Below are 21,369 nucleotides of genomic sequence, written 5' to 3' on the forward strand. Positions count from 1 at the left end.
TTAATTCACTTTAGTTATCTTAATAGTCTTGACGTTATTCCTGTATATTAATTTTACAAAATAAATACCATTTGGCTCATTTACCAAATCAAAGATAAAACGGTTGCTATTGTTGATTGACGAGCCTGGCTGCTTAGCGACCAGTTGTCCTAAAGTATTATAGATGCCGATCCATTCCAGATCATTCGGTACTTCCAGGAAGGTGATAAACAATTGGTTGGACGTTGGAACAGGTCCGATCACCAACCCTTTCTCCTTCAGATAGGGCAGGGTATTCTTCGTGACGATATTGATATTATCCAGGTAGATATTGTTCTCCGCGTTGCTGATGTTCCTGAATACCACTCTGAATGGCCCTTTCTTAATGATCGGGGTCAGGTTGATAGAATCCCTGCGCCATTCTGAAGCGGTAGGTACAAATTCGGTCGTTACCGGCACCCTGCGGGTGAGGAGGGAAGAACCTCCTTTCTTATACAGGCTATCGAATGTGTCTCCACAGTCAGAAGTTGTCAGTACCTGTAAACTATCCCAGGTGGTATTCGTACCATTCAGACTGGAGTACGCCGCCGCCGCCACATCAAAGAAGAGGAACACGGAATCTTTCCCTGTCGGATCGAATACCGGTGTCAGGATATCATCCACCGCATCGTTGGTATTATATGCCAGGTTATGGATCACGATTGATTTAGTGCCCGATTTGGCAGCATCCGAACTCATTTCCCAGCTAAAGCTGTTATCATAGTTCCTGATCTCCCAACCATCCGGCGGGAAGGTATTGCCTTCAAAGCCTTCCAGTAACGGGAAGGTCGCATTCGCATAATATTGGAAAGGAGACCAGGCGGTATCATTAGATCCATCGCCATCTGTCGGATTATTATTAGGTAAAGCGGTATACACTTTCAACAGGTGCAGACCTTCTCCCGGAATACTGCTGTCCAGATCCACCGTATCACTCTTCAGCGCTGCCAGGTTGCCCGTCCAGTTGTAACTGATCGTTGTGCCTTCGTCTACTACATAGTTGATCTTCACGGAGGTCAGGGCGTTTTTACCCTGGTTCTTCAGGATGACGCGTGGCAGGATATTGTTTTCACAGATCTGGTTATAGGGAGAAAGGATGTTCAGGATGGAGGCATCATTCTCCTGGAGGTTTAATGGCAGACATGCTTCTGAAACCATCAGGGAGGCCCTGTCATTTTCCAGGGTAATACGCATCCTGTCTGCCTGATCAGAGGTGAACAGCAGCATGCAGGCATCATCTGAATAGTCCATGAAGTTGTTGAACATGATACCCGGAGAATCTACCGTACATCTGTCAGTCAGCGGGAACGGCGGACAATTATACGTATAGTTACCCTGCAAAGGTGTATCGTCAATACCATCATCCGCAGCGCAACCTGATTCATCGCCCCAGATGTGACGCAGGGAGAAGAAGTGGCCCACTTCATGCACGGTCGTGCGGCCCGCATTATAAGGTGAAACAGCAGTACCTGTTGTACCAAAAGCAGTGTAGGTGATCACCACACCCTGTTCATCCGCAGGATAACCCTGAGGAAAGGTGGCGATACCCAGATAATTATCAGCGAGGTTACAAACCCATATATTCAGATAGTTATCACTGTTCCATACATCAGCGCCACCGGTAGCCACGTGTTTTACACCTGATGCGGAATTGGCTGAAGAGAAGGAAGTGCGGGTGGTTGTCACCCTATTAATACCATTCGTTGGATTATTATCAGGGGTACGTTGCGCCAGACAGAACTGTATATTCGCCTGACCTATCCGCGATTGCCATGCTGCCGGTACATTGGAGATATCTGGTGCTGCTGCTGCGTAATCACGGTTGAGCGCATCAATCTGGGATTGTACCTGTTCATCGGTCACCTGGTTAGGGTTTCTCATGACGATGTGTACAACAACGGGAATCGTGACGGTTGGGTAGATGGTTCTCATCAATGCCCGGGATTGTTTCACTGAGCGGGTCATTTCCTGCAAACGTGCTTCTTTTCGTTCACGCACTTTCTGTAAAGCTGGGTTAGAGGCAATGAGTTGTTGCATTGCTTCTTCGGTACCACATTTACGCTGTGCAAGCGCTGGTATGACATAGAGGACGGCGAGGATAAGAAGGGTAAAATTGCGCAAGGTTCAAGTTTGAGTAGTTAAAATACAGCTTGTCAGCCTATTTTTATTAAAAAGTTACGACGATATCGTTATTTACATGTTATCAATCTTTCAAAGACGAAGTTCGCTATTAAATTAGATTCTTTTATATGGATTGCTTTTAGGATCTTCTTTAGATCATTTTATCAACTTTTCTATCAGTAAACGCAGTTTAAAGAAATTTCTTATTAACCGTTAGACCCAAACCCCTCTATCAGGTTTATTTTCTTTTACAGGTTTTTCCCAACTTTCTATGCGATCAACTTTACAGCTGGCCTGTGTATTGTTTACCCTATTATCCTGTTTGTCTGCACTGGCACAACAAGCAGGTTTGCAGGCTCTGATACTGTTTGTGTTAATGAACCCATGAGATATGCCGGTCAGGGATGCCTCTTTTAATATGCATATGAGTTCAATACGCAAGCAGGTGTCATCAAAAAAGAAACCCCCGTTATATTTATTCATGGCGGTCCGGTGGCTTATGTAACTATAACCGCTGAGGGGAATTGATCTTTCGTTCAGATGATTGCCGTAAGGGCTGGGATGGCACCTGCATAGACAAGTTACTGCCCGCAGGTAGTTCTGTTTACAGGATTAGTACACCATTTACGGGGTTCACCGAAGGGGCGTATCCGCAAAAGGGCCTCATTATGCTGGTGAGGTAAAAAATCACGTCGACGGCTATCTATCAAATTAGATATCATTATATTAGCTTCATTCGGTAATTTAGCGCCTGAACCGGGACAATCAGCAACGTGTATATCCCTTACACATGATATCTATGAGATCATTCATTCTGTCGACCTGTTTAGTCATATTATTTACGGGCTATTCAGCCTGGGCACAGCAAGCCAGTTTTACTGCTCCGGACACAGTATGTGTCAATGAGGCTATCACGCTCACCAATACATCAACGGGAGGATCGTCGTTCTATTGGAATTTCTGTGCAGGGAACCTCTACCAGCCGCCAACGGCTGTCAATTTCGGTAATATAAACGGCGCCTTTCAGACGCCGGTATTCCTGGAGATGGCCCAGGAGGGAGGTAACTATTATGCCTTTGTGACCAATAATGCTGAAAGCCTGGTAAGGCTTTCTTTTGGAAATAGTTTGCTAAATACGCCAACAGCTGAAAACCTGGGCAATTTCGGCGGACAGATCCCCCGTCAGACGGAAGGCCTGAGAATAGTGCAGGATGCAAATGGCTGGCATGTACTGATTGTGGGTGGAGGGAATGCAACTGTTCCCAGTATCGCCATTGTTGATTTCGGGGCAAGTTTATCCAATACGCCTACCTGTACCAACTGGGGTAATATAGGCAATCTGGCTTATCCTATTGATCTGTTTACATTTCAGGAAGGGGGGATCTGGTATGGATTTACCATTAACGCAGATAACAATACGCTGACCCGCTTCAATTTCGGAACCTCCTTTGCTACACCGCCTTCCGGCGTCAACATGGGTAATCTGGGTAACCTGGATTATCCTACAGGGATGTTCCTGATCAACGTCAGCGGTAACTGGTTTATGTTTGTGACAAATGGGGAAGGTCAGACCATCACCCGGCTGGACTTTGGTAATTCCATGCTGAATACACCTACGGCGGTTAATCTCGGTAATCCGGGCGGTATTCTGAACCATCCCCGTGATATCTACGTCTTTAATGATTGTGGTGGTGTGTTTGCCCTTGTTGCAAATGGTGATGGAGATGATCTGGTAAGACTGGATTTTGATGGCGGTGTTATCACAGGGAATATTACGGCTTCTTCTTATGGTAATATTGGCAGTTTCCGCTATCCGCATTCGCTTTCAGCGGTTTTCAGGGTACAGGACGATCTGTATACCTTTGTTGCCAATGCATTCAACAATTCATTAACCCGTGTAAAGTTCAGCGCCTGTACCAATAGCTCGGTACCATCTTCAACGTTAGTCGTTCCTCCATCTTTTACCTATTCACAACCGGGCACGTATACCGTCAATATGATTATGGATGAAGGTTTGCCCACCCAGCAATCCACCTGCCGGAATATCGTAGTGATGCCGCCACCTACCGTGGATCTTGGTACGGATCAGATTACGAGTTGTAACAGTACGCCTGTTACGTTGAATGCCGGTACCGGCAATACACATTATTTATGGTCAGATAATAGTACCGCCAATACATTGCTCGTTCGTTCAGGTGGCACCTATAGTGTCGTGGTGAGTAATGGTGGCGCATGTACGGCCAGTGATCAGGTGGAGGTAATGATGAGTCCTGCGATAGACGCAACGATCGATGTGACAAATATTGATTGTGCCAATCCCGTGGGAGCGATTACGGTAACGCCATCCGGCGGATTGACGCCATTTACCTATCGTTTGAATAATACAGACATGGGTACCGGGAATAGCTATACTAACCTGGCAGCAGGTACTTATAATATAGAGATCACAGATGCGATAGGTTGTGCGATTACCAGAAGCGTAGACGTTACAGTAGCACCCAATGCATCCTTCTCTATTACCGCCACACCGGTAGCGCCAACCTGTAATGGTCTGACGGATGGTGCGATTAATATAACGGTCAACAGCGGACAACCACCTTTCGAATTTGCGCTGGATGATCAACCTTATCAGCGTGCTACTTCTTTCGATAATCTGGGTGTAGGTAACTATAAAGTATATGGTCGGGCCGGCGCCTGTCTCGATAGTGCGATTGTGGCAATTATTGCACCGCCGGTGATTGACCTTTCTGTAACGCCAACAGATGAAACCTGTAGCAGGGAAGATGGTGCACTGGAAATTAATGGCAGTGGCGGCACCCTGCCTTATACCTATGAATTGAACGGTGTCCCTATCAACACACCGGATATTGAAAATATCGTTGCGGGTGACTATAACATAAAGATCATCGATGCGAATGGTTGTGAAGCTACCGCAGATGTGACACTGAACAACCTGGATATTGCACCTGTTACGATCACGAACAGTGATACCACCATTTCTATCGGTGATAAAGTGGAATTGCATGCAGTCAATGCGGTGGATTACAGCTGGACTCCTGTAACTGGTGTTAGTTGTGCGGATTGTGCGACAACGACAGTGCAGCCGTTGCAGACCACCACATATATTGTCATTACGCCTTCCGGCAGAAATTGCGCTGTCAGCGATTCAGTAACGATCTATGTAGATACGAGGCACTCTCTTTTTATACCCACGGCTTTTACACCTAACAAAGATGGTGTGAATGATGTGTTCAGGGTAAAAGCAAAAGCAGTCGCTGTCTTTAATATGATGATCTACAATCGTTGGGGAGAAGTAATATTCAGATCAGGTGATGTCAGCAAAGGATGGGATGGAACTTACATGGAACAACTACAACCTGGCGGCGCTTATGTGTACATGATTGAATATGCTTTCTATGATGATGTAGGGAAAATATATCGTCAACAGGGAACGGTAACACTGGTAAGATAGTTGTCAGCAGCACACGCGTGCGTATATTAATTAATCCGGTTCTCTTCTGCAACAAACCTGGCAGTTATTTGATGACCGGTATAAATGATAAAGCCGGTACGCGATAAGCGTACCGGCTTCTTTATGCATTACATACTACCTACTAGAGGTTAGTCTGAATTTTCTTTTCCAGAATTGCTCTTGGAGCTGCACCTACCTGTTTGTCAACTACCTGACCATTTTTAATGAAAAGGATAGCAGGGATGCTGGTGATACCGTAGTTGATAGACAACTGAGGGTTCTGATCCACGTTTACTTTACCCACGTTAACCTTACCCGCATAGTCTTTAGACAGGTCTTCGATAACCGGACCGATAGCGCGACAAGGACCACACCATTCTGCCCAGAAATCTATCACACTCAATTTATCGGAGTCCAACACTTCTGTCTGGAAGTTTGAATCTGTGAATTCTAATGCCATGATATTAAAATTTATGAATTATAGTAAATCAAAGTTCTGTAATAAATTTATAAATGCAAATATATTCATTCAATTTTCGAACCGGATGCAAATTACTGCTTTTTTGACAGCCGGTATTTGTTTGTTAAAAGGCGCCGTTTGACCATGCAAATTAGAGCAATTTAAGACCGCTACTTATTGATTGTATCTATATAGGTATCGATGTCTGGTTGCTTCGACAGGAAGTGTGCCAATTCATCGTTCATCTCAATATGTTTATTAAATGTATGCAATTTTACCTGCATGGCATCATCACGATCAATGAGTTGTAAAAACAGCTCACTGGCTCCCGGATATTTGTTGATGTTGTCAACAAGGAAGTCTACCAGTTCCCGTGTAATGAACTTAGGCATGGTTACCAGTGTTACCTTCTTCGTATGCGTCTTCTTCACTTCCTGTAACAACTGTATACCGTTCACCTTGAACTCATATTCTGCATCATTGAAACGCTTGGCCTTGAAACCACCATTAATGAACAGACAAAGCCCCGTTTTAAGGTAAGGAGCAAAGCGGATGAAGTCCTCACTCCACAAAGCGAACTCAAACTTACCGGAATAGTCCTCTATCGTCATTATGCCAAACTGGCGGTTATTACGCGAAATACGCTCCTGCGCCCCCGTCACATAGACAGCCAGGCGGAAGTTACGCTCACGGCCGGATTTTGCATTACCCGGCGCTTGCAGATCTGCCTGGTATTCAATCAGCTCCTGCACCGTGTTCATGTTGTAATAGCGTCCTTCAAAACGGTAGTCATCCAGCGGGTGACCAGAAATATAGATACCCGTCACCTCACGTTCATTATTGAGCTTGAGGATCAGCGGCCATGGATCACAAGGTGGGATCTTTGGTGGTTCTACCTCTGGCATGTCCTCGGCGCCGAACAGGCTGCTCATCGTTGTGGCAGCGCCGGCTGATACCTGCTGACCAAACTTCACGATCTTATCAAGACCGGTGGTATTGTCATTATCTGGTTTATGGAAATATTGTGCACGGTGTAATTCAGGGAAGCAGTCGAAGGCGCCGGACATGGCCAGGGCTTCCAGTGATTTCTTATTCACTGCACGCTGGTTCACACGTTTGATCATCTCAAAGATGTTCTTGTAGTTACTTCCCTTCTGTCTTTCTTCCAGGATGTTTTCTACCGCAGCTTCACCCACACCTTTCAGACCAGCCAGACCAAAACGGATCTGACCCTGCTTGTTCACCGCAAAACCTTTGAAAGACTCGTTCACATCAGGCGGCAATACGTCGATACCCATGCGTTTCGCTTCTTCCATGAAGAAGGTGATCTTTTCAATATTGCTGGCGTTGTTCAGTACAGCCGCCATATATTCTGCCGGATAGTGTGCTTTCAAGTAAGCCGTCTGATAAGCCACGAAGGCGTAACAGGTGGAGTGGGATTTGTTGAACGCGTAGGATGCGAATGCCTCCCAGTCCGTCCATACTTTATCACAGACTTTCAGGTCATGCCCGTTAGCGGCGCAACCCTCCATGAACTGTTTCTTCATCTTGTCCAGTACCGCCTTTTGTTTCTTACCCATCGCTTTACGGAGTACGTCCGCATCACCTTTGGAGAAGTTCGCCAGTTTCTGGCTCAAAAGCATTACCTGCTCCTGATACACAGTAATACCATAGGTATCATTCAGGTATTCTTCCATTTCCGCCAGGTCATACACCGTTTCTTCCAATCCGTGTTTACGACGGATGAACAACGGAATGTACTCCAGTGGTCCAGGACGATACAGGGCGTTCATCGCAATAAGGTCATCGAATCGGTCAGGTTTCAGTTCGCGGAGGTATTTCTGCATACCCGCGGACTCGAACTGGAACGTGGCGTTCGTTTCCCCTTTCTGATAAAGCTCGTATGTTTTCGCATCATCGAGTGGAATATCGTCGATGCTGATATCTATACCATGGTTGGTTTTGATCAGTTCAAGGGCGCCCTTGATAATAGTGAGGGTCTTCAGACCCAGGAAGTCCATTTTGATTACACCGGCACTCTCAATGATACTACCTTCAAACTGTGTTACCAGCAGGTCAGAGTCCTTCGCAGTAGATACAGGGATCAGGTCGTAAAGATCTTTCGGTGCAATGATGATACCTGCCGCGTGGATACCGGTGTTACGTACGGATCCTTCCAGTACGCAGGCTTCCCGCAACACTTCACCCTGGAGGTCCTGTCCTTTGATGAGTTCACGCAGTCGTTTCACGTTTTCCAGGTCTTCAGGGCCCAGGCCTTCTTTCTCGGCCAGGCTCTTTTCACCTTCATCGATAGGAGCGTTGAAGATACGGTCCAGCTGGATACCCGGTTTATCAGGTACCATTTTGGCCAGCATGTTGGATTCAACCAGCGGGAGGTCCATCACACGGGCCACGTCCTTGATACTCATCTTGGCGGCCATGGTACCGTAGGTAATGATCTGTGCTACCTGGTTTTTACCATATTTATTTACAACGTAGTCAATTACCTTCTGACGGCCTTCATCATCGAAGTCCGTATCAATATCGGGCATGCTCTTACGTTCCGGATTCAGGAAACGCTCAAACAGCAGGTTATACTTGATCGGGTCAATATTGGTAATACCTATACAGTACGCTACCGCAGACCCTGCCGCAGAACCACGGCCCGGACCGATAAATACCCCCAGATCGCGGCCTGCCTTGATAAAGTCAGATACGATCAGGAAGTATCCCGCAAATCCCATGTTCTCAATTACGCTCAGCTCAAAGTTGATTCGCTCCTCAACCTCAGCGGTCACTTCCGAATATTTCTTATGCGCACCTTCCATTGTAATATGGCGCAGATACTGGTCCTGTGTCAGGAAAGGCGGCGGAATAGGGAAGTTGGGCAGGAGGATATCGCGCTTCAGATCCAGCAGCTCTACTTTGTCCACGATCTCATTGGTATTATCAATGGCCTGTGGCAGATCGTGGAAGAGTGCTGTCATCTCTTCTGTTGTCTTGAAATAGAACTCGTCGTTATAGAAAGCGAAACGCTTGTTCTTCATGGACACATCATCATCAGAGAAATCCTTCATGGTCGGCGTGCTTTTCTTCTCGCCGGTGTTGATACAAAGGAGGATGTCGTGTGCGTTCGCATCTTCCTTATCTACATAGTGGGAGTCATTCGATGCGATGATCTTTACGTTGTGTTTGCTTGCAAATTTGATCAGGGACTCATTCACTTTCTCCTGTTCAGGGATACCATGTCGTTGTAATTCAACATAATAGTCCTCCCCGAAGATGTCCAGCCACCATTTGAATTCCTCTTCGCCGGCTTCTTCTCCTTTTTTGAGAATGGCTCTCGGTACAGAGGCGCCTAGACAACACGTCGTGGCGATCAGTCCTTTATGATACTGAAGGATGAGCTCCTTGTCAATACGCGGGTATTTACCGTACAGTCCCTCGATATAACCAAGAGAGCACAGCTTGATCAGGTTACGGTAACCTTCGTCGTTTTTCGCCAGTAATACCTGGTGATTACGGATATCTTTCTCTTCACGGGTAAAAGCGCGTTTGAAGCGGTTTTCTACTACATAGAACTCGCAACCAACAATAGGCTTTACCTTCAGCCTTTTATCCTTTGGATCTTCGGGATTCAGTCTGTTGTTATAAGCTTCTGCCACAAACTGGAAAGCGCCGAACATATTACCATGGTCCGTGATGGCCAGCGCCGGCTGATTGCTGGCCATGGCTTTCTTGTACAATGATTTGATGTCTGCCGCACCATCCAGCAGAGAATATTGTGTATGAACGTGTAAGTGGGAAAAGATCATTCTACAAAAATCCGACTCTTCGCCCAATTTTGGAACATGTGGAGGTGAAATTTATCCACAAGGGCTGCGTTTAAGACATATAGCAGACAAATGCGGAAAGCGGGGCTAACGTTGGACTATACGACAATTTTCAGGTAAGTCCCTGCGCGTGCGGCTTCCGTCAATTAAAGCGAAAACACTTTAAAAACAATTATTATTAGTAACTTAGCTAAAAATTATTTAATCTGAGAGGCTTATGAAAGTAAGAAAGGAGGTCCTTTGGGTAACTGTTGTAATGTGTGCTTTGGGGGCAGTATCCTGTAATTCTACTAAGAAATCTGCCACAAAGAAAAGCAGCAGCGATTCAAGGTTTATTGAAGGCATGGTTATCTCCAGGGCTGCGCTGTCAAGTAATGTTGCCAATACCGGATCTATGAAGATTAAGAATTTTACGCCAGCCAGCTCCAATGTCGAAAATGCCGCACTCTGGCAGTTTAAATATGCGCAATTGCTGGATGTACGCGTTGAAACCGTACTGAATACAGAACTTTTCCGCTTTGTTGAAGACTGGTGGGGTACGCCTTACGTATATGGTGGCAAAAACAAGAATGGGGTAGATTGCTCCGGTTTTGCCAACAGCCTGCTGAATACTGTGTTCAAGGTTTCTTCCGGTGGTAGTTCCGCTCAGTTATATGATAAATCCAAAAAGGTAAACAACGGTCAGATGCGTGAAGGCGATCTGGTATTCTTTAAGACCAATGGTACTTCTGTATCGCACGTAGGTGTTTATCTTGTGAATGATAAATTTGTACACGCCTCCACCAGTTCAGGGGTTATGATCAGCGACCTCAATGAAAGTTACTGGAAAAAGTATTATGTAGGCGGCGGCAGGGTAGAATAAATAACTATATCTTCGCCCGGAATTATTTTTGCGATAGAAAAATCCGGTGATTATCCATGAAGATAGGTATTGTATCCATTATTAAAGAGCCATGGGGCGGGAGCGAGGAGCTCTGGGCCGATATGGCTGCAGAAGCGCTGAAGGAAGGGCATGAGGTGTTTGTCTCCGCCCTGAAATGCGGTCCCCCGCATCCCAAAACCGTCAATCTGCTGCAACATGGAGCAAAACTTTTCTATCGCCGTGGATTTGTAAAACCAGGAATCCCATTCCTGCAACGCATCTTCCGCAAAGGCCTGATCATTCTCGCCAATAAATTACAGAATCCTTTTCATCGCCTCTTTAAAGAGCGGCCTGACGTGATCTTTTATGTGGGTACTTCTTACTCCATAGGAGATGACATTCTCCTGCTGAAAGCACTGGACAAAACGCACGCTGCCCTTTATATCAACTGTAATCTGAACCACGACGTACGCGGTTTTGGGAGTACACGCTATGACCTGATCAATGCCGCTTACCAGCGTGCAAAGAAAGTGCTCTTCGTATCCGAAGGTAACCTGGAAATAGCCCGCAGACACCTCTGCTCCAACATTGACAATGCTATGGTGATCCGGAATCCGGTGAACCTCTCCAATATTGGTATTTTACCTTTCCCGAAGGAAGAAACTGTGCATTTTGCCATGGTGGGCCTACTGGTGACCGATCATAAAGGACAGGACCTGGTACTGGGCGCTCTGCACCAGGAACAATGGCGTGACCGCAAATGGCACCTTAATATCTATGGCGCCGGTCTGGATGAAGGATATCTCAAACAATTAACCGCCTTCTACGGACTGAACGACCGGGTTACTTTCCATGGTAAAGTGAACGATATCAGGGAAGTGTGGAAAAAAAACAGCCTGTTATTGATGCCATCCAGGCAGGAAGGCATGCCGCTTGCTGTAGTGGAGGCCATGGTGTGTGGACGCCCCTCCGTACTGACGGATGTTGGCGGGCACCGGGAATGGGTAACAGAAGGACAGCAGGGCTTTATCAGCCCCGGCGCTACCGTCCGCTCTATGGCAGATGCCATGGAACGTGCCTGGGAAAAACGCGCTGACTGGGAAAAGATGGGGATTGCTGCCAATACTGCTGCCATGGAACGGTATAATCCCGCACCTGGTAAAACGATATTGAACCTATTATTAAATGCATAAAGAGCGACACTTGAAGAAGATATTTTTCCTCTTTGGTACCAGACCTGAAGCCATTAAAATGATACCGCTGATCAAAGCGTGTGAACAGCAACCCGACAAATGGCAACCATATGTATGTGTGACCGGTCAGCATAGACAGATGCTGGCACAGGTACTGGACTTCTTTGGTGTCACTCCGCATGAGGACCTGGCCCTGATGAAACCCGGACAAACGCTTTTTGATATCACTGCGGATGGTCTGAAACGACTGGATGAAGTGCTGGAAAGAGAAAAACCAGACGTGCTCGTGGTACAGGGGGATACAACTTCCGCTTTCACCGGCGCATTAGCCGCCTTCTATAAAAAGATCAAAATAGCGCATATTGAAGCAGGCCTGCGCAGCGGTAACAAATATTCTCCCTTCCCGGAAGAAATGAACCGTAAGATGACAGGTAACCTGGCGGATTTTCACTTTGCGCCTACGGTTAATTCACAGCAAAATCTGTACGCAGAAAATATACATGAACATGTATACGTGACCGGCAACACCGTGATCGATGCATTACTCATGACCGCCGATATCATCAAAGATGCAGCTGTCTATAAGGAATATTTCAGCTTCCTCGATCCTTCCAAAAGAACGATACTGGTCACTGGTCACCGTCGGGAGAGCTTCGGACAACCATTCGAAGAGATCTGTATGGCCATCCGCGATATCGCCCTGCGCTACGAAGGAAAAGTGCAGATCGTTTATCCTGTACACCTGAATCCACAGGTACAGGAGCCTGTACAGCGTTTGCTGACCGGCGTGCCGGGTGTACATCTCATCGAACCGCTGGACTATCCATACCTGGTATGGCTCATGAAACAGAGTTATCTCGTATTAACTGACTCGGGTGGTATACAGGAAGAAGCGCCTGCATTGGGTAAACCGGTACTGGTAATGCGTGATGTCACAGAGCGTACGGAAGGTATTGACGCCGGTACGGCCCGATTGGTAGGTACCAGTCGCAATGCAATTGTTGAAAGCTGCTTCGCACTGATGGATGATGAGCAACTGTACCAGCAGATGGCACAGGCCGTAAATCCTTATGGAGACGGCACCAGCTCAGCACAGATCATCGATATTTTACACAAAGTATTATAATATGAACGGACCACTGGTCACGATTGTTTTACCTACTTACAACGGATCCCGTTATCTGAGACAGTCGCTCGATAGCTGTCTCATACAGACCTATACCAACTTTGAACTGCTCATCGTGAATGACTGTTCGACTGACAATACCGCTGAAATTGCTGCGGAATATGCAGCAAAAGATGCGCGTGTACGACTGATCAATAATGCTGTCAACAAACGCCTGCCCGCTTCACTGAACACGGGCTTCGATGAAGCAAAAGGCACTTATTTCACCTGGACTTCAGATGATAATTACTATGCGCCCGATGCACTGGAACGCATGGTGAAAATATTAACAGAGAAACCGGAAATTGACCTGGTGTACTGCGATTACATCCAGATCGATGATGATAATAAGGAAGTTGGTATCATGCGATTCAATGATATCAATCAGAGCATCATCACCTGGGAAGGTTGTGGCGCCTGCTTCTTATACAAAAAGGAAGTACACCTCCGTAATAAAGGCTATAACGTGTCAGCCTTTATGATCGAAGACTATGATTTCTTCCTTCGTGCTTATATGCATAGTAAGTTCCACTACCTGCCGGAACACAATGTTTATTACTATCGTGTACATGCGGCTTCATTGACCGGCACTATGTCTACCGCCGTACAGGACCTGCAGAAGATAGTCGTGGAAAAACAATTACCCACACTTGTACAGCATATCAGCAAGCGGGATGAAATGTTATACTACAGAAAGTTTGCAGTGTTTTATGCCGTCTTCAAGGAGAATCAGCCGAAGATGAAATTCTATCTGCAGAAGCTGTATAAAATGTCGCCTAAACAGGCATTCATCGCATTGGCTTATATTACCTTCAGAAAGGTGAAAGGCGCGGTTGTCATTCCTTTCTCTTTTGCGTTTGCATTACTGAAGATCATATTTTCCGGTAGCAAAGACTAGCAGATCGGAACTACCATATAATTCAACACCCACCTCGTGTAGCTATATAACTATAAGAGGTGGGTGTAATATTTTAGGACCTTATTTTATTCAGGTTTGCCGATGCCCAGTCGCTTTTTCACAGTGCGGAACACACCTACAGCATCTTCAGAAATTTCAAACAGGAGCGTAGCTGAGATAAATCCTATTATGAAGATGATACTGCGGACAATGATATTCACCAGCGGCATAGAAAAATTGATGGTAGTGGTCGTGAGCAGTATCAGTGCAGTTGGCAGCACAATACCATAGACAGTTTTTATAGTGAAGGGCTGTAATTTGTAATAATGCCAGAGATAAACATACCGGATACCATTGAACACAATGACCAGCAGCAGATTGGCAATACCTGCTCCCAAAATATTAAATCGCTGGATCATCAGGTAGCTGACAGGGATCGCTGATGCCAGTAATAAAATGTTGCAGTAGAACTCAAATTTCCATTTACGTGATGAGATGAGGATCTGTCCACTGGCGCCGGTTCCAAGTTCCACGATCTTGGCCAATGCCAGTAAGAGGAGGGCCGACTTACCGGTTTTATAGATATCCGGGAGTTGCAGAAAAGTCATTGCATCATCAAAATTGATCCATACTAAGCCAAAAAGAAAAGAGGACATCAGCAGTAAAGTAATAGATGTTTTTGAATAGACATCTGTCAGTTTCTGCATGTTCTTTTCTTTCCATGCCCTGGCAATTACCGGAAATGCAATACTCACCACACTACGTTGTGGCACCCCGATGGAGGTAACCATATAGTTGACCAGGGAAAATACAGCTGCAAATCCCAAACCGTGCATACTGGAGATGGCTAGTCCGTCGAAACTGTCTTTGAACACCAGTACAACATTCCCAACTACCATGAAAACCACATAGGGTAGCATTTTCGACCACAGCCGCCTGGTTAGTGTGCTGATTTTGAATGTGATATTAAACTCGCCGATGGAAATAAGATAGATCAGCAGTCCGAAGAAGGATACACCATATAGCAGACTGAATCCGATGAAGAAAGTTTTTAACTCTATCCATCCTGCTATATAGACAATCATCAGTATCAGATTCGCCACCCGGAACGCTACTTCCTTGAAGAAGTTAGAAACAACTGTCTGGAAGAGGTTCCATGCCTGTACTTCCAGTACAGTAAAGTAGGTCATAAAGAAAGTGACTGGTATCGCGAGATAGTAGTAGTCTACCAGCAGCGGCGATTTGCCGGAGAATTTTTTACTGATAAGCGGCTTGAGAAAATACATACCTGCTACCAGTATCAGGAATCCGGCAGTAGTAACGACCAGTCCTAATGTCAGCAGGTCGGAACTTTTGCGGTCCATGCGCTCCTTATAGTAAGGATAGAATTTTGTGAATAGCGTAGGTACACCAAATGTGGCAATCGCAGAAAAAAGTACGCCCATTTCGAGCAGTACCCTGGTTAAACCATTATAGTCCGGCAGGAGATATCTTGCAGATAAGAATACGTTTACAGCACCGAAAATAAAACCAACATATGTCCATACGATAGAAACTATACTCTTTTTCCGCAGTTCGCTCATATTTCTTTAAAAATAACAGTTGTTGTAAAGCTAAAGGTATTTATTAATTTGCGATTTCTGATGGTACTTTACCATTTTTTCATCATCTGCCCCGGCAGAATTATTGCATAAAATCAGGCATGGATTTATCGATCATCATTGTAAATTATAAGAGCAGCCGCCTCATTCTGGATTGTATCAGCACTATTGTGGCGGAAACAACAAACATCAGTTACGAGGTGATCGTGGTGGACAATGCATCCGGGGATGACAGTGAACAACAGCTCAAAACGGCTTATCCATTTGTTCAGTTTTTTCAGATGGGATACAATGCGGGCTTTTCCCGCGCTAATAACGCCGGTCTCCGTGTAGCCCGGGGGGAACAGCTTTTATTATTGAATCCTGATACACTCATACTTGATAAGGCGCTGGACCGCTGTGTACAACGCTTTTCCCAGAGTAATCTGATCGCCTGCGGCGTACAACAGCTCAACGCTGACCGTACCCTGCAAATATCGGGCAACTATTTCATGAAGGGCGGTCTGAACCACCTGCTGCCTTTGCCATACTGGGGAAAAGTGATCCGCTGGCTGGGCTATCAGCTCAAAACCAAGGTACCTAATGTACAGGAAGCCAGTACGGAACATCATGTGGACTGGATCAGCGGCGCCTACCTGATGGTAAAACGCAGCTCCATTGAGAAAGCAGGCTATATGGACGAAGACTTCTTCCTCTATGCAGAAGAAGTAGAATGGTGCAGCCGTTTGCGCCGGCAGGGCGAATTAGCTATCTACGGTGATATCAATATCATTCATTTACAGGGAGAAACAACCGGTGACGCGTTTGATTCTGATGAAAAAGGTTATTACGGACTTTACGACCGTAAAGGCCTGCAACTCATGCTCTCCAATCACGTGCGGGTGCGGAAGCAGTTCGGCGTTCTGTGGTATTTCATCCTCCTCCTTAATTATAGCTTCGCCATACCCTTATTCTTTATCGGCAGCATCTTCGAAAATCTCTTCAAAGGTCGTAATCCCTTCCGGTTTATGCCACAGGTCTGGGGACTGACCAAAAATGTCTTCCGCTTATGGTGGCTGACGCCCACGATCCTGCGGAACAAACCACATTTTTATAAGGTACTGTAATCGCCGGTACCCCATTCTTTGAATTATACAAGTAATTATTTGTTGCTCCCAAATCCGCGGAGCGCAGCCATGGTACTTTTGAATCGTCAAAACAATGACAGTATTCAAAAGTTAAAGCCATGAAAAAAACAGTTTTTATTACCGGTGCTTCACAGGGTTTGGGAAAGACCGCCGCTAAGAGATTTGCCACAGCAGGCTGGAATGTGATCGCGACCATGCGTTCTCCGGAAAAAGAAAATGAACTGACATTACTGGATAATGTGCTGGTTCTCAAAGTGGATGTACAGGACAAAGCCAGCATTGAAGCGGGTATTGCCACTACTATCGCAAAATACGGTCAGATAGATACCTTTATCAATAATGCGGGTTATGGCCTGTTCGGACCATTCGAACTGGCTAGCGAAGAGCAGATCCGCGCACAATTTGATGTGAACGTCTTCGGACTGATGGCCGCCACCAAAGCCATTCTGCCACACTTCCGCGCTAATAAAGCGGGTACTATCATCAATATCTCCTCTATGGGCGGAAGGGTCTCTTTTCCCATTATCAGCCTGTATAATGCCACAAAATTTGCCGTGGAAGGATTTACAGAATCCCTGCGCTATGAACTGGCGGACTTCAACATCCATGTAAAGCTCATAGAACCAGGTGTGACTGCCACCAACTTCGATAATGCCGCCAATTTTACTTCCAGTAATGACATTACTGACTACAATGCATATGTCAATGCTTTCCTGGGACACTGGATGGTCCTCAATGCCAACCCTGCTACCAGCGAAGACGTGGTAGACGTGATCTATACCGCGGCTACTGATGGCAAAGACCAGTTACGCTATATCGCTACGCCTGATGCGCAATTGCTGATCAATGCACGTAATACTAAAACAGAGGAAGAATATCTTCAGCTGATGAAAGACAGACACGTTCCTCAGTCTTAATGCAAAGCCGGCAGCATACCGGGACCGCCAGATACCGCCGGCCCCGGTATATCATGCCGGATACATGGAAATCAATACCTTTACAGCATGGAAAAGATGGAATCACTGGAGGGTTTTTACCAGGATAAATTCAATCGTCCGCCTGACGGATTGAAGCAGGACAACATACACTTCAATCTCTTCAGTTTCGATGATTGCGAGGGAACCGCGACCATCAAATACCGTCGTCGTGATTTCTATAAGGTGACGCTCTCATGGGGCCGGAATATCCTGCACTACGGGGATACCAGTCTGGAAGTCAATGGTCCGGCACTTGCTTTTTTCAGTCCGGATGTGCCCTATACCATCGATCTGCCGGACGGCATGATGATGGGCGACTATTTCATCTTTACAGAAGCCTATTTCAATGCGCAATACCGCAACAGTATCCGCGACCTGCCTGTATTTGCAGCCGGTGCACGGCCGGTATTCCTGTTGAATAAGACACAGGAGAAGACCGCAAGGGGTATTTTTAAGAAAATGAAACAGGAACTGGCAACAGATTATGAGTTTAAGCACGACCTTATCCGAAACTATATTGTTGAACTGATCCATTTTGCCCTGAAGCTGAAACCTGTTGATACCGTGTATCAGCAGATGGACGCCAATACCCGTATTACGGCGGTCTTCAATGAATTGCTGGACCGTCAGTTTCCCATAGAGTCTCTGGCGCAACGCTTTGAGCTGCGCTCCGCGCGCGACTTTGCAGATCGTCTCGCCGTACATGTCAATCACCTGAACTATGCATTGAAACATACAACAGGTAAGACAACTACAGAACACATCCTCAACCGCCTGGCCAGTGAAGCCATGGTACTACTCAAACATACTGACTGGAGTATCTCTGAGATCAGCTATACGCTGGGATTTGAAGATGCAGCGCACTTTACACATTTCTTTAAGAAACATACCAGTCAGACGCCTACTGCGTATAGAAGTTAAGCGGCCATTTGTAATCACCATACATTTCTCACCTGTCCCGATAAGGGCCCCTGGCAGCCACCAGTAAAAACAGCATGATATGCTCCGGATCAGTTTTTTTAATCAGTACTATGTACTGTTGTATGCGCCTGTGCGTGGAGGAGCGGAATGTGTCTTTACATTCCGGAACGACTTTTTACCGGCAGGGATGTTCCGCTATACTGGACTCTTCCCGTCCGCCAGTAGTGAACAGCGTTCCTATATCCTCAATGCGCGGGAAGATGCCACAGCCAGCGCTATTTTCAAAAAGCTGGATGCGGAAGACCATTCAGATTATCCGTATGCGAAAGAACTACAACGTACCTATCTGATCGAGTTAATGCACCTGTTACTTAAGAGTAAAGGGCCATATGGAAGTTGAAAAAACGTGGAGCCAATTATAAGCAGATGTCCACGCTGCGTTTTCAGATGGTACCGCGGACTGACGCCCGTTAAGCACATGATGTAGCAGTTGGTGATTGGAGCTTAGGTGATTGATTATATTGAAATTGAAAAATGTGAAGAGAGTTATAGGCTGGGGTACACGCTGCGTTTTCAGATAGTGCCGCGGACTGACGCCCGTTAAGTACATGATGTAGCAGTCGGTGATGGGAGCTTAGGTGACTGATTATATTGAAATTGAAAAATGTGAAGAGAGTTATTGGCTTGGGCACACGCTGCGTTTTCAGATGGTGCCGCGGACTGACGCCCGTTAAGTACATGATGTAGCAGTCGGTGATGGGAGCTTAGGTGATTGATTATATTGAAATTGAAAAATGTGAAGAGAGTTATTGGCTTGGGCACACACTGCGTTTTCAGATGGTATCGCGGACTGACGCCCGTTAAGCACATGATGTAGCAGTCGGTGATGGGCTAGGGGTTGGATCTTTGGTTGTGCGTTAGCTTTATGCAGGGGACGGGCTAAGGTCCGCTTTACCATCTGAAAGCCTTCGCTTTGTTCCTGCGTTCCTTAGTGACACCATTTCCATATGACTATGACGTAAAAGGGAGAACATTTCCCAACAGCTCTCAATATCCTAAGTGGTTGCCGCCAAGACAGGCAATGGCAGATGGAGCTGGCTGGCCTTAGTGCTTTGAAGTCTGCTGAGCCCTTGCAACCAGGGGTTTAATCTACTCCCACTGCCAAAATCTCCAACCCACCGCTCCATAGCAAGCAACTTCAAAGCACGACAGCCTGCCAGCCCATACTGCCTTTGCCGACTGTAGCCCTACTCATTTATAACAGCAGCCAGGGGTTTAATCTACTCCCACTGCCAAAATCTCCAACCCACCGCTCCATAGCAAGCAACTTCAAAGCACGACAGCCTGCCAGCCCATACTGCCTTTGCCGACTGTAGCCCTACTCATTTATAACAGCAGCCACTTAAAAAAAAGCCTGGACAGTATTAAAACCATCCAGGCCATTAAATATTTGTTTTCAGGGAAGTGCTATAATACTTAATTGTCCTTGTGTACCGGTTCCCAGTACCCCTTCAGCACATCAATTCTGAACTGTATCACCGGCCATGTTTTAGCCGGCTTTCCCTGTAATAAGTAATACCCACCTATTACAAAAGAAGCACCCAGTTTAAACAGGTATTCCAGGCTTTTCTTACGTACAGCGCCACTGCCTTTGGTGGTCATACGTACCTTTTCTCCACGGCCGATACCGGAAGCTACGCGGTACATATATTCGGAAGTCAGTTTCTTGACTTCCACCACATGGTGTACGATCACCGCAGGATCATAGTAAATGATACCACCTCTTTCAATCAGTTTATAGAAGAATTCCTTGCCTTCACCACCAACGCGGAGCGTACCTTTTACACCCGGCAGACTGGTATTAAAACCACCTACCGCAAAGAAGTCATCACGGCGTACGATCATATTGGATTCCAGCGGATAACGGCCGTTTTCAAATGGTTTAGCCTCCGGACTATAATCGAAGTTGCCTACGAGAGAAGATACATAGTGTGACATCCATTTGGGTTCTGAGGGGATGTACCGGGGGATGATACGTCCACCCAGACCGGTCGCATCCGGATGCTGGTCAAAGAAAGTAATGATGTTCTGCAGATAACCCGGCATGGCGACCGCATCGTCGTCCATACAACAGATCAGTTTACCATGTGACTTTTCAGCACCCGTATTACGTGCATAGGAAGCACCCTGGCGGGTTTCCAGGTAATAGGAGATCTGCATGTCAGGATGTGACTGGATATATTCTGCTACCTTGGCGGCTGTATTATCCTTGCTGTTATTATCCACGACGATCACTTCATAGCGTTGTTTATCAATATCCTGTTTATACAGACTATCGATGGCCTCGATAATATAGGCTTCTCTGTTATATGAACAAATGACAACTGATATCGCTATTTCCATGAGTTATACAATCCTTTTGTTTAAAATTCTGACCAGGGAAAGCAAAATAACTGTAATTTATCCGAAATTTCAATAATGGGGCGCTTACGATTCTTTTTAAAGCTGGCATTTATCTGTAACATTTGCTTCCTGGCAGCGGAAGCATCTTATTATATTGACTTCAAGGGCGGGGCGCCGGAATTACTGAAATTTATTCTGCCAATGGGGATTATGTTTGCATTCCCCTTGAATCTGCTGGTATTATTGTTCGCTTGTTTAGCCCTGTGGCGTCGCAGGATTGCCTGGGCGGAACTTCCTCCATATGTTTTTATAATGAAT

14 protein-coding genes are annotated in these 21,369 nt (G+C 46.1%); 9 read left to right on the forward strand and 5 right to left on the reverse strand.

Translation table 11 applies throughout. The features are described from left to right. The gene (locus tag BMZ72_RS03490; RefSeq protein ID WP_089805293.1) at positions 1 to 2,139 is read right to left on the reverse strand and encodes a M43 family zinc metalloprotease; all 2,139 of its coding nucleotides are present in this window, start codon (positions 2,137 to 2,139) and stop codon (positions 1 to 3) included. 799 nt (positions 2,140 to 2,938) lie between these two features. Between BMZ72_RS03490 and BMZ72_RS03500 the strand changes: the two genes are divergently transcribed. Next, positions 2,939 to 5,611: a T9SS type B sorting domain-containing protein gene (locus tag BMZ72_RS03500; protein ID WP_177222666.1), complete on the forward strand. Its 2,673-nt coding sequence runs from the start codon at positions 2,939 to 2,941 to the stop codon at positions 5,609 to 5,611. Between the two features lie 142 nt (positions 5,612 to 5,753). On the opposite strand, the gene trxA is transcribed toward BMZ72_RS03500, so the two are convergent. Both trxA and dnaE read right to left on the reverse strand, forming a co-directional pair. Continuing rightward, positions 5,754 to 6,071, reverse strand: a complete 318-nt coding sequence (gene trxA, locus BMZ72_RS03505) for a thioredoxin (protein ID WP_012792315.1) — start codon at positions 6,069 to 6,071, stop codon at positions 5,754 to 5,756. Positions 6,072 to 6,241: 170 nt separating this feature from the next. Beyond that, the gene (gene dnaE, locus BMZ72_RS03510) at positions 6,242 to 9,886 is read right to left on the reverse strand and encodes a DNA polymerase III subunit alpha (RefSeq protein WP_089805300.1); all 3,645 of its coding nucleotides are present in this window, start codon (positions 9,884 to 9,886) and stop codon (positions 6,242 to 6,244) included. Positions 9,887 to 10,121: 235 nt separating this feature from the next. Here dnaE and BMZ72_RS03515 point away from each other — a divergent pair, with 235 nt between their 5' ends. From BMZ72_RS03515 to BMZ72_RS03530, 4 genes are read left to right on the forward strand one after another with little or no spacing between them, the layout of a single operon-like run. Further along, positions 10,122 to 10,766, forward strand: a complete 645-nt coding sequence (locus BMZ72_RS03515) for a C40 family peptidase (protein ID WP_089805302.1) — start codon at positions 10,122 to 10,124, stop codon at positions 10,764 to 10,766. A gap of 56 nt (positions 10,767 to 10,822) precedes the next feature. Continuing rightward, the gene (locus BMZ72_RS03520) at positions 10,823 to 11,959 is read left to right on the forward strand and encodes a glycosyltransferase family 4 protein (RefSeq protein ID WP_089805304.1); all 1,137 of its coding nucleotides are present in this window, start codon (positions 10,823 to 10,825) and stop codon (positions 11,957 to 11,959) included. Between the two features lie 10 nt (positions 11,960 to 11,969). After that, entirely contained in the window at positions 11,970 to 13,085 is a 1,116-nt protein-coding gene (wecB, locus tag BMZ72_RS03525) for a non-hydrolyzing UDP-N-acetylglucosamine 2-epimerase (protein WP_089807203.1), read from the forward strand. A 1-nt stretch (position 13,086) separates the two neighbouring features. Continuing rightward, the gene (locus tag BMZ72_RS03530) at positions 13,087 to 14,022 is read left to right on the forward strand and encodes a glycosyltransferase family 2 protein (RefSeq protein ID WP_177222667.1); all 936 of its coding nucleotides are present in this window, start codon (positions 13,087 to 13,089) and stop codon (positions 14,020 to 14,022) included. An 86-nt stretch (positions 14,023 to 14,108) separates the two neighbouring features. Here the strand turns inward: BMZ72_RS03530 and BMZ72_RS03535 are convergent, their stop codons facing one another. After that, the gene (locus BMZ72_RS03535; RefSeq protein ID WP_089805308.1) at positions 14,109 to 15,605 is read right to left on the reverse strand and encodes a lipopolysaccharide biosynthesis protein; all 1,497 of its coding nucleotides are present in this window, start codon (positions 15,603 to 15,605) and stop codon (positions 14,109 to 14,111) included. 119 nt (positions 15,606 to 15,724) lie between these two features. On the opposite strand from BMZ72_RS03535, the gene BMZ72_RS03540 reads away from it, so the two are divergent. The 4 genes from BMZ72_RS03540 (at position 15,725) to BMZ72_RS03555 (ending at position 19,048) form a co-directional block, all read left to right on the forward strand. Further along, complete coding sequence (locus tag BMZ72_RS03540; RefSeq protein WP_089805310.1) at positions 15,725 to 16,729, forward strand: glycosyltransferase family 2 protein; 1,005 nt, start codon at positions 15,725 to 15,727, stop codon at positions 16,727 to 16,729. A gap of 119 nt (positions 16,730 to 16,848) precedes the next feature. Then, entirely contained in the window at positions 16,849 to 17,667 is an 819-nt protein-coding gene (locus BMZ72_RS03545) for an SDR family oxidoreductase (protein ID WP_089805311.1), read from the forward strand. Between the two features lie 87 nt (positions 17,668 to 17,754). Further along, entirely contained in the window at positions 17,755 to 18,648 is an 894-nt protein-coding gene (locus tag BMZ72_RS03550) for a helix-turn-helix domain-containing protein (protein ID WP_089805313.1), read from the forward strand. Between the two features lie 79 nt (positions 18,649 to 18,727). Continuing rightward, complete coding sequence (locus BMZ72_RS03555; protein ID WP_089805314.1) at positions 18,728 to 19,048, forward strand: hypothetical protein; 321 nt, start codon at positions 18,728 to 18,730, stop codon at positions 19,046 to 19,048. A gap of 1,076 nt (positions 19,049 to 20,124) precedes the next feature. Here BMZ72_RS03555 and BMZ72_RS03560 read toward each other — a convergent pair. Continuing rightward, the gene (locus tag BMZ72_RS03560) at positions 20,125 to 21,051 is read right to left on the reverse strand and encodes a glycosyltransferase family 2 protein (RefSeq protein ID WP_089805317.1); all 927 of its coding nucleotides are present in this window, start codon (positions 21,049 to 21,051) and stop codon (positions 20,125 to 20,127) included. Positions 21,052 to 21,369 lie beyond the last annotated feature (318 nt).

The sequence above is a fragment of the Chitinophaga sp. YR627 genome (assembly GCF_900114995.1).
Lineage (GTDB): Bacteria > Bacteroidota > Bacteroidia > Chitinophagales > Chitinophagaceae > Chitinophaga.

Coding starts and splice junctions, on each gene's coding strand:
- BMZ72_RS03500 (WP_177222666.1), top strand. CDS start 2,939: ATGAGATCATTCATTCTGTCGACCTGTTTAGTCATATTATTTACGGGC.
- trxA (WP_012792315.1), bottom strand. CDS start 6,071: ATGGCATTAGAATTCACAGATTCAAACTTCCAGACAGAAGTGTTGGAC.
- dnaE (WP_089805300.1), bottom strand. CDS start 9,886: ATGATCTTTTCCCACTTACACGTTCATACACAATATTCTCTGCTGGAT.
- BMZ72_RS03515 (WP_089805302.1), top strand. CDS start 10,122: ATGAAAGTAAGAAAGGAGGTCCTTTGGGTAACTGTTGTAATGTGTGCT.
- BMZ72_RS03520 (WP_089805304.1), top strand. CDS start 10,823: ATGAAGATAGGTATTGTATCCATTATTAAAGAGCCATGGGGCGGGAGC.
- BMZ72_RS03530 (WP_177222667.1), top strand. CDS start 13,087: ATGAACGGACCACTGGTCACGATTGTTTTACCTACTTACAACGGATCC.
- BMZ72_RS03535 (WP_089805308.1), bottom strand. CDS start 15,605: ATGAGCGAACTGCGGAAAAAGAGTATAGTTTCTATCGTATGGACATAT.
- BMZ72_RS03540 (WP_089805310.1), top strand. CDS start 15,725: ATGGATTTATCGATCATCATTGTAAATTATAAGAGCAGCCGCCTCATT.
- BMZ72_RS03545 (WP_089805311.1), top strand. CDS start 16,849: ATGAAAAAAACAGTTTTTATTACCGGTGCTTCACAGGGTTTGGGAAAG.
- BMZ72_RS03550 (WP_089805313.1), top strand. CDS start 17,755: ATGGAAAAGATGGAATCACTGGAGGGTTTTTACCAGGATAAATTCAAT.
- BMZ72_RS03555 (WP_089805314.1), top strand. CDS start 18,728: ATGCTCCGGATCAGTTTTTTTAATCAGTACTATGTACTGTTGTATGCG.
- BMZ72_RS03560 (WP_089805317.1), bottom strand. CDS start 21,051: ATGGAAATAGCGATATCAGTTGTCATTTGTTCATATAACAGAGAAGCC.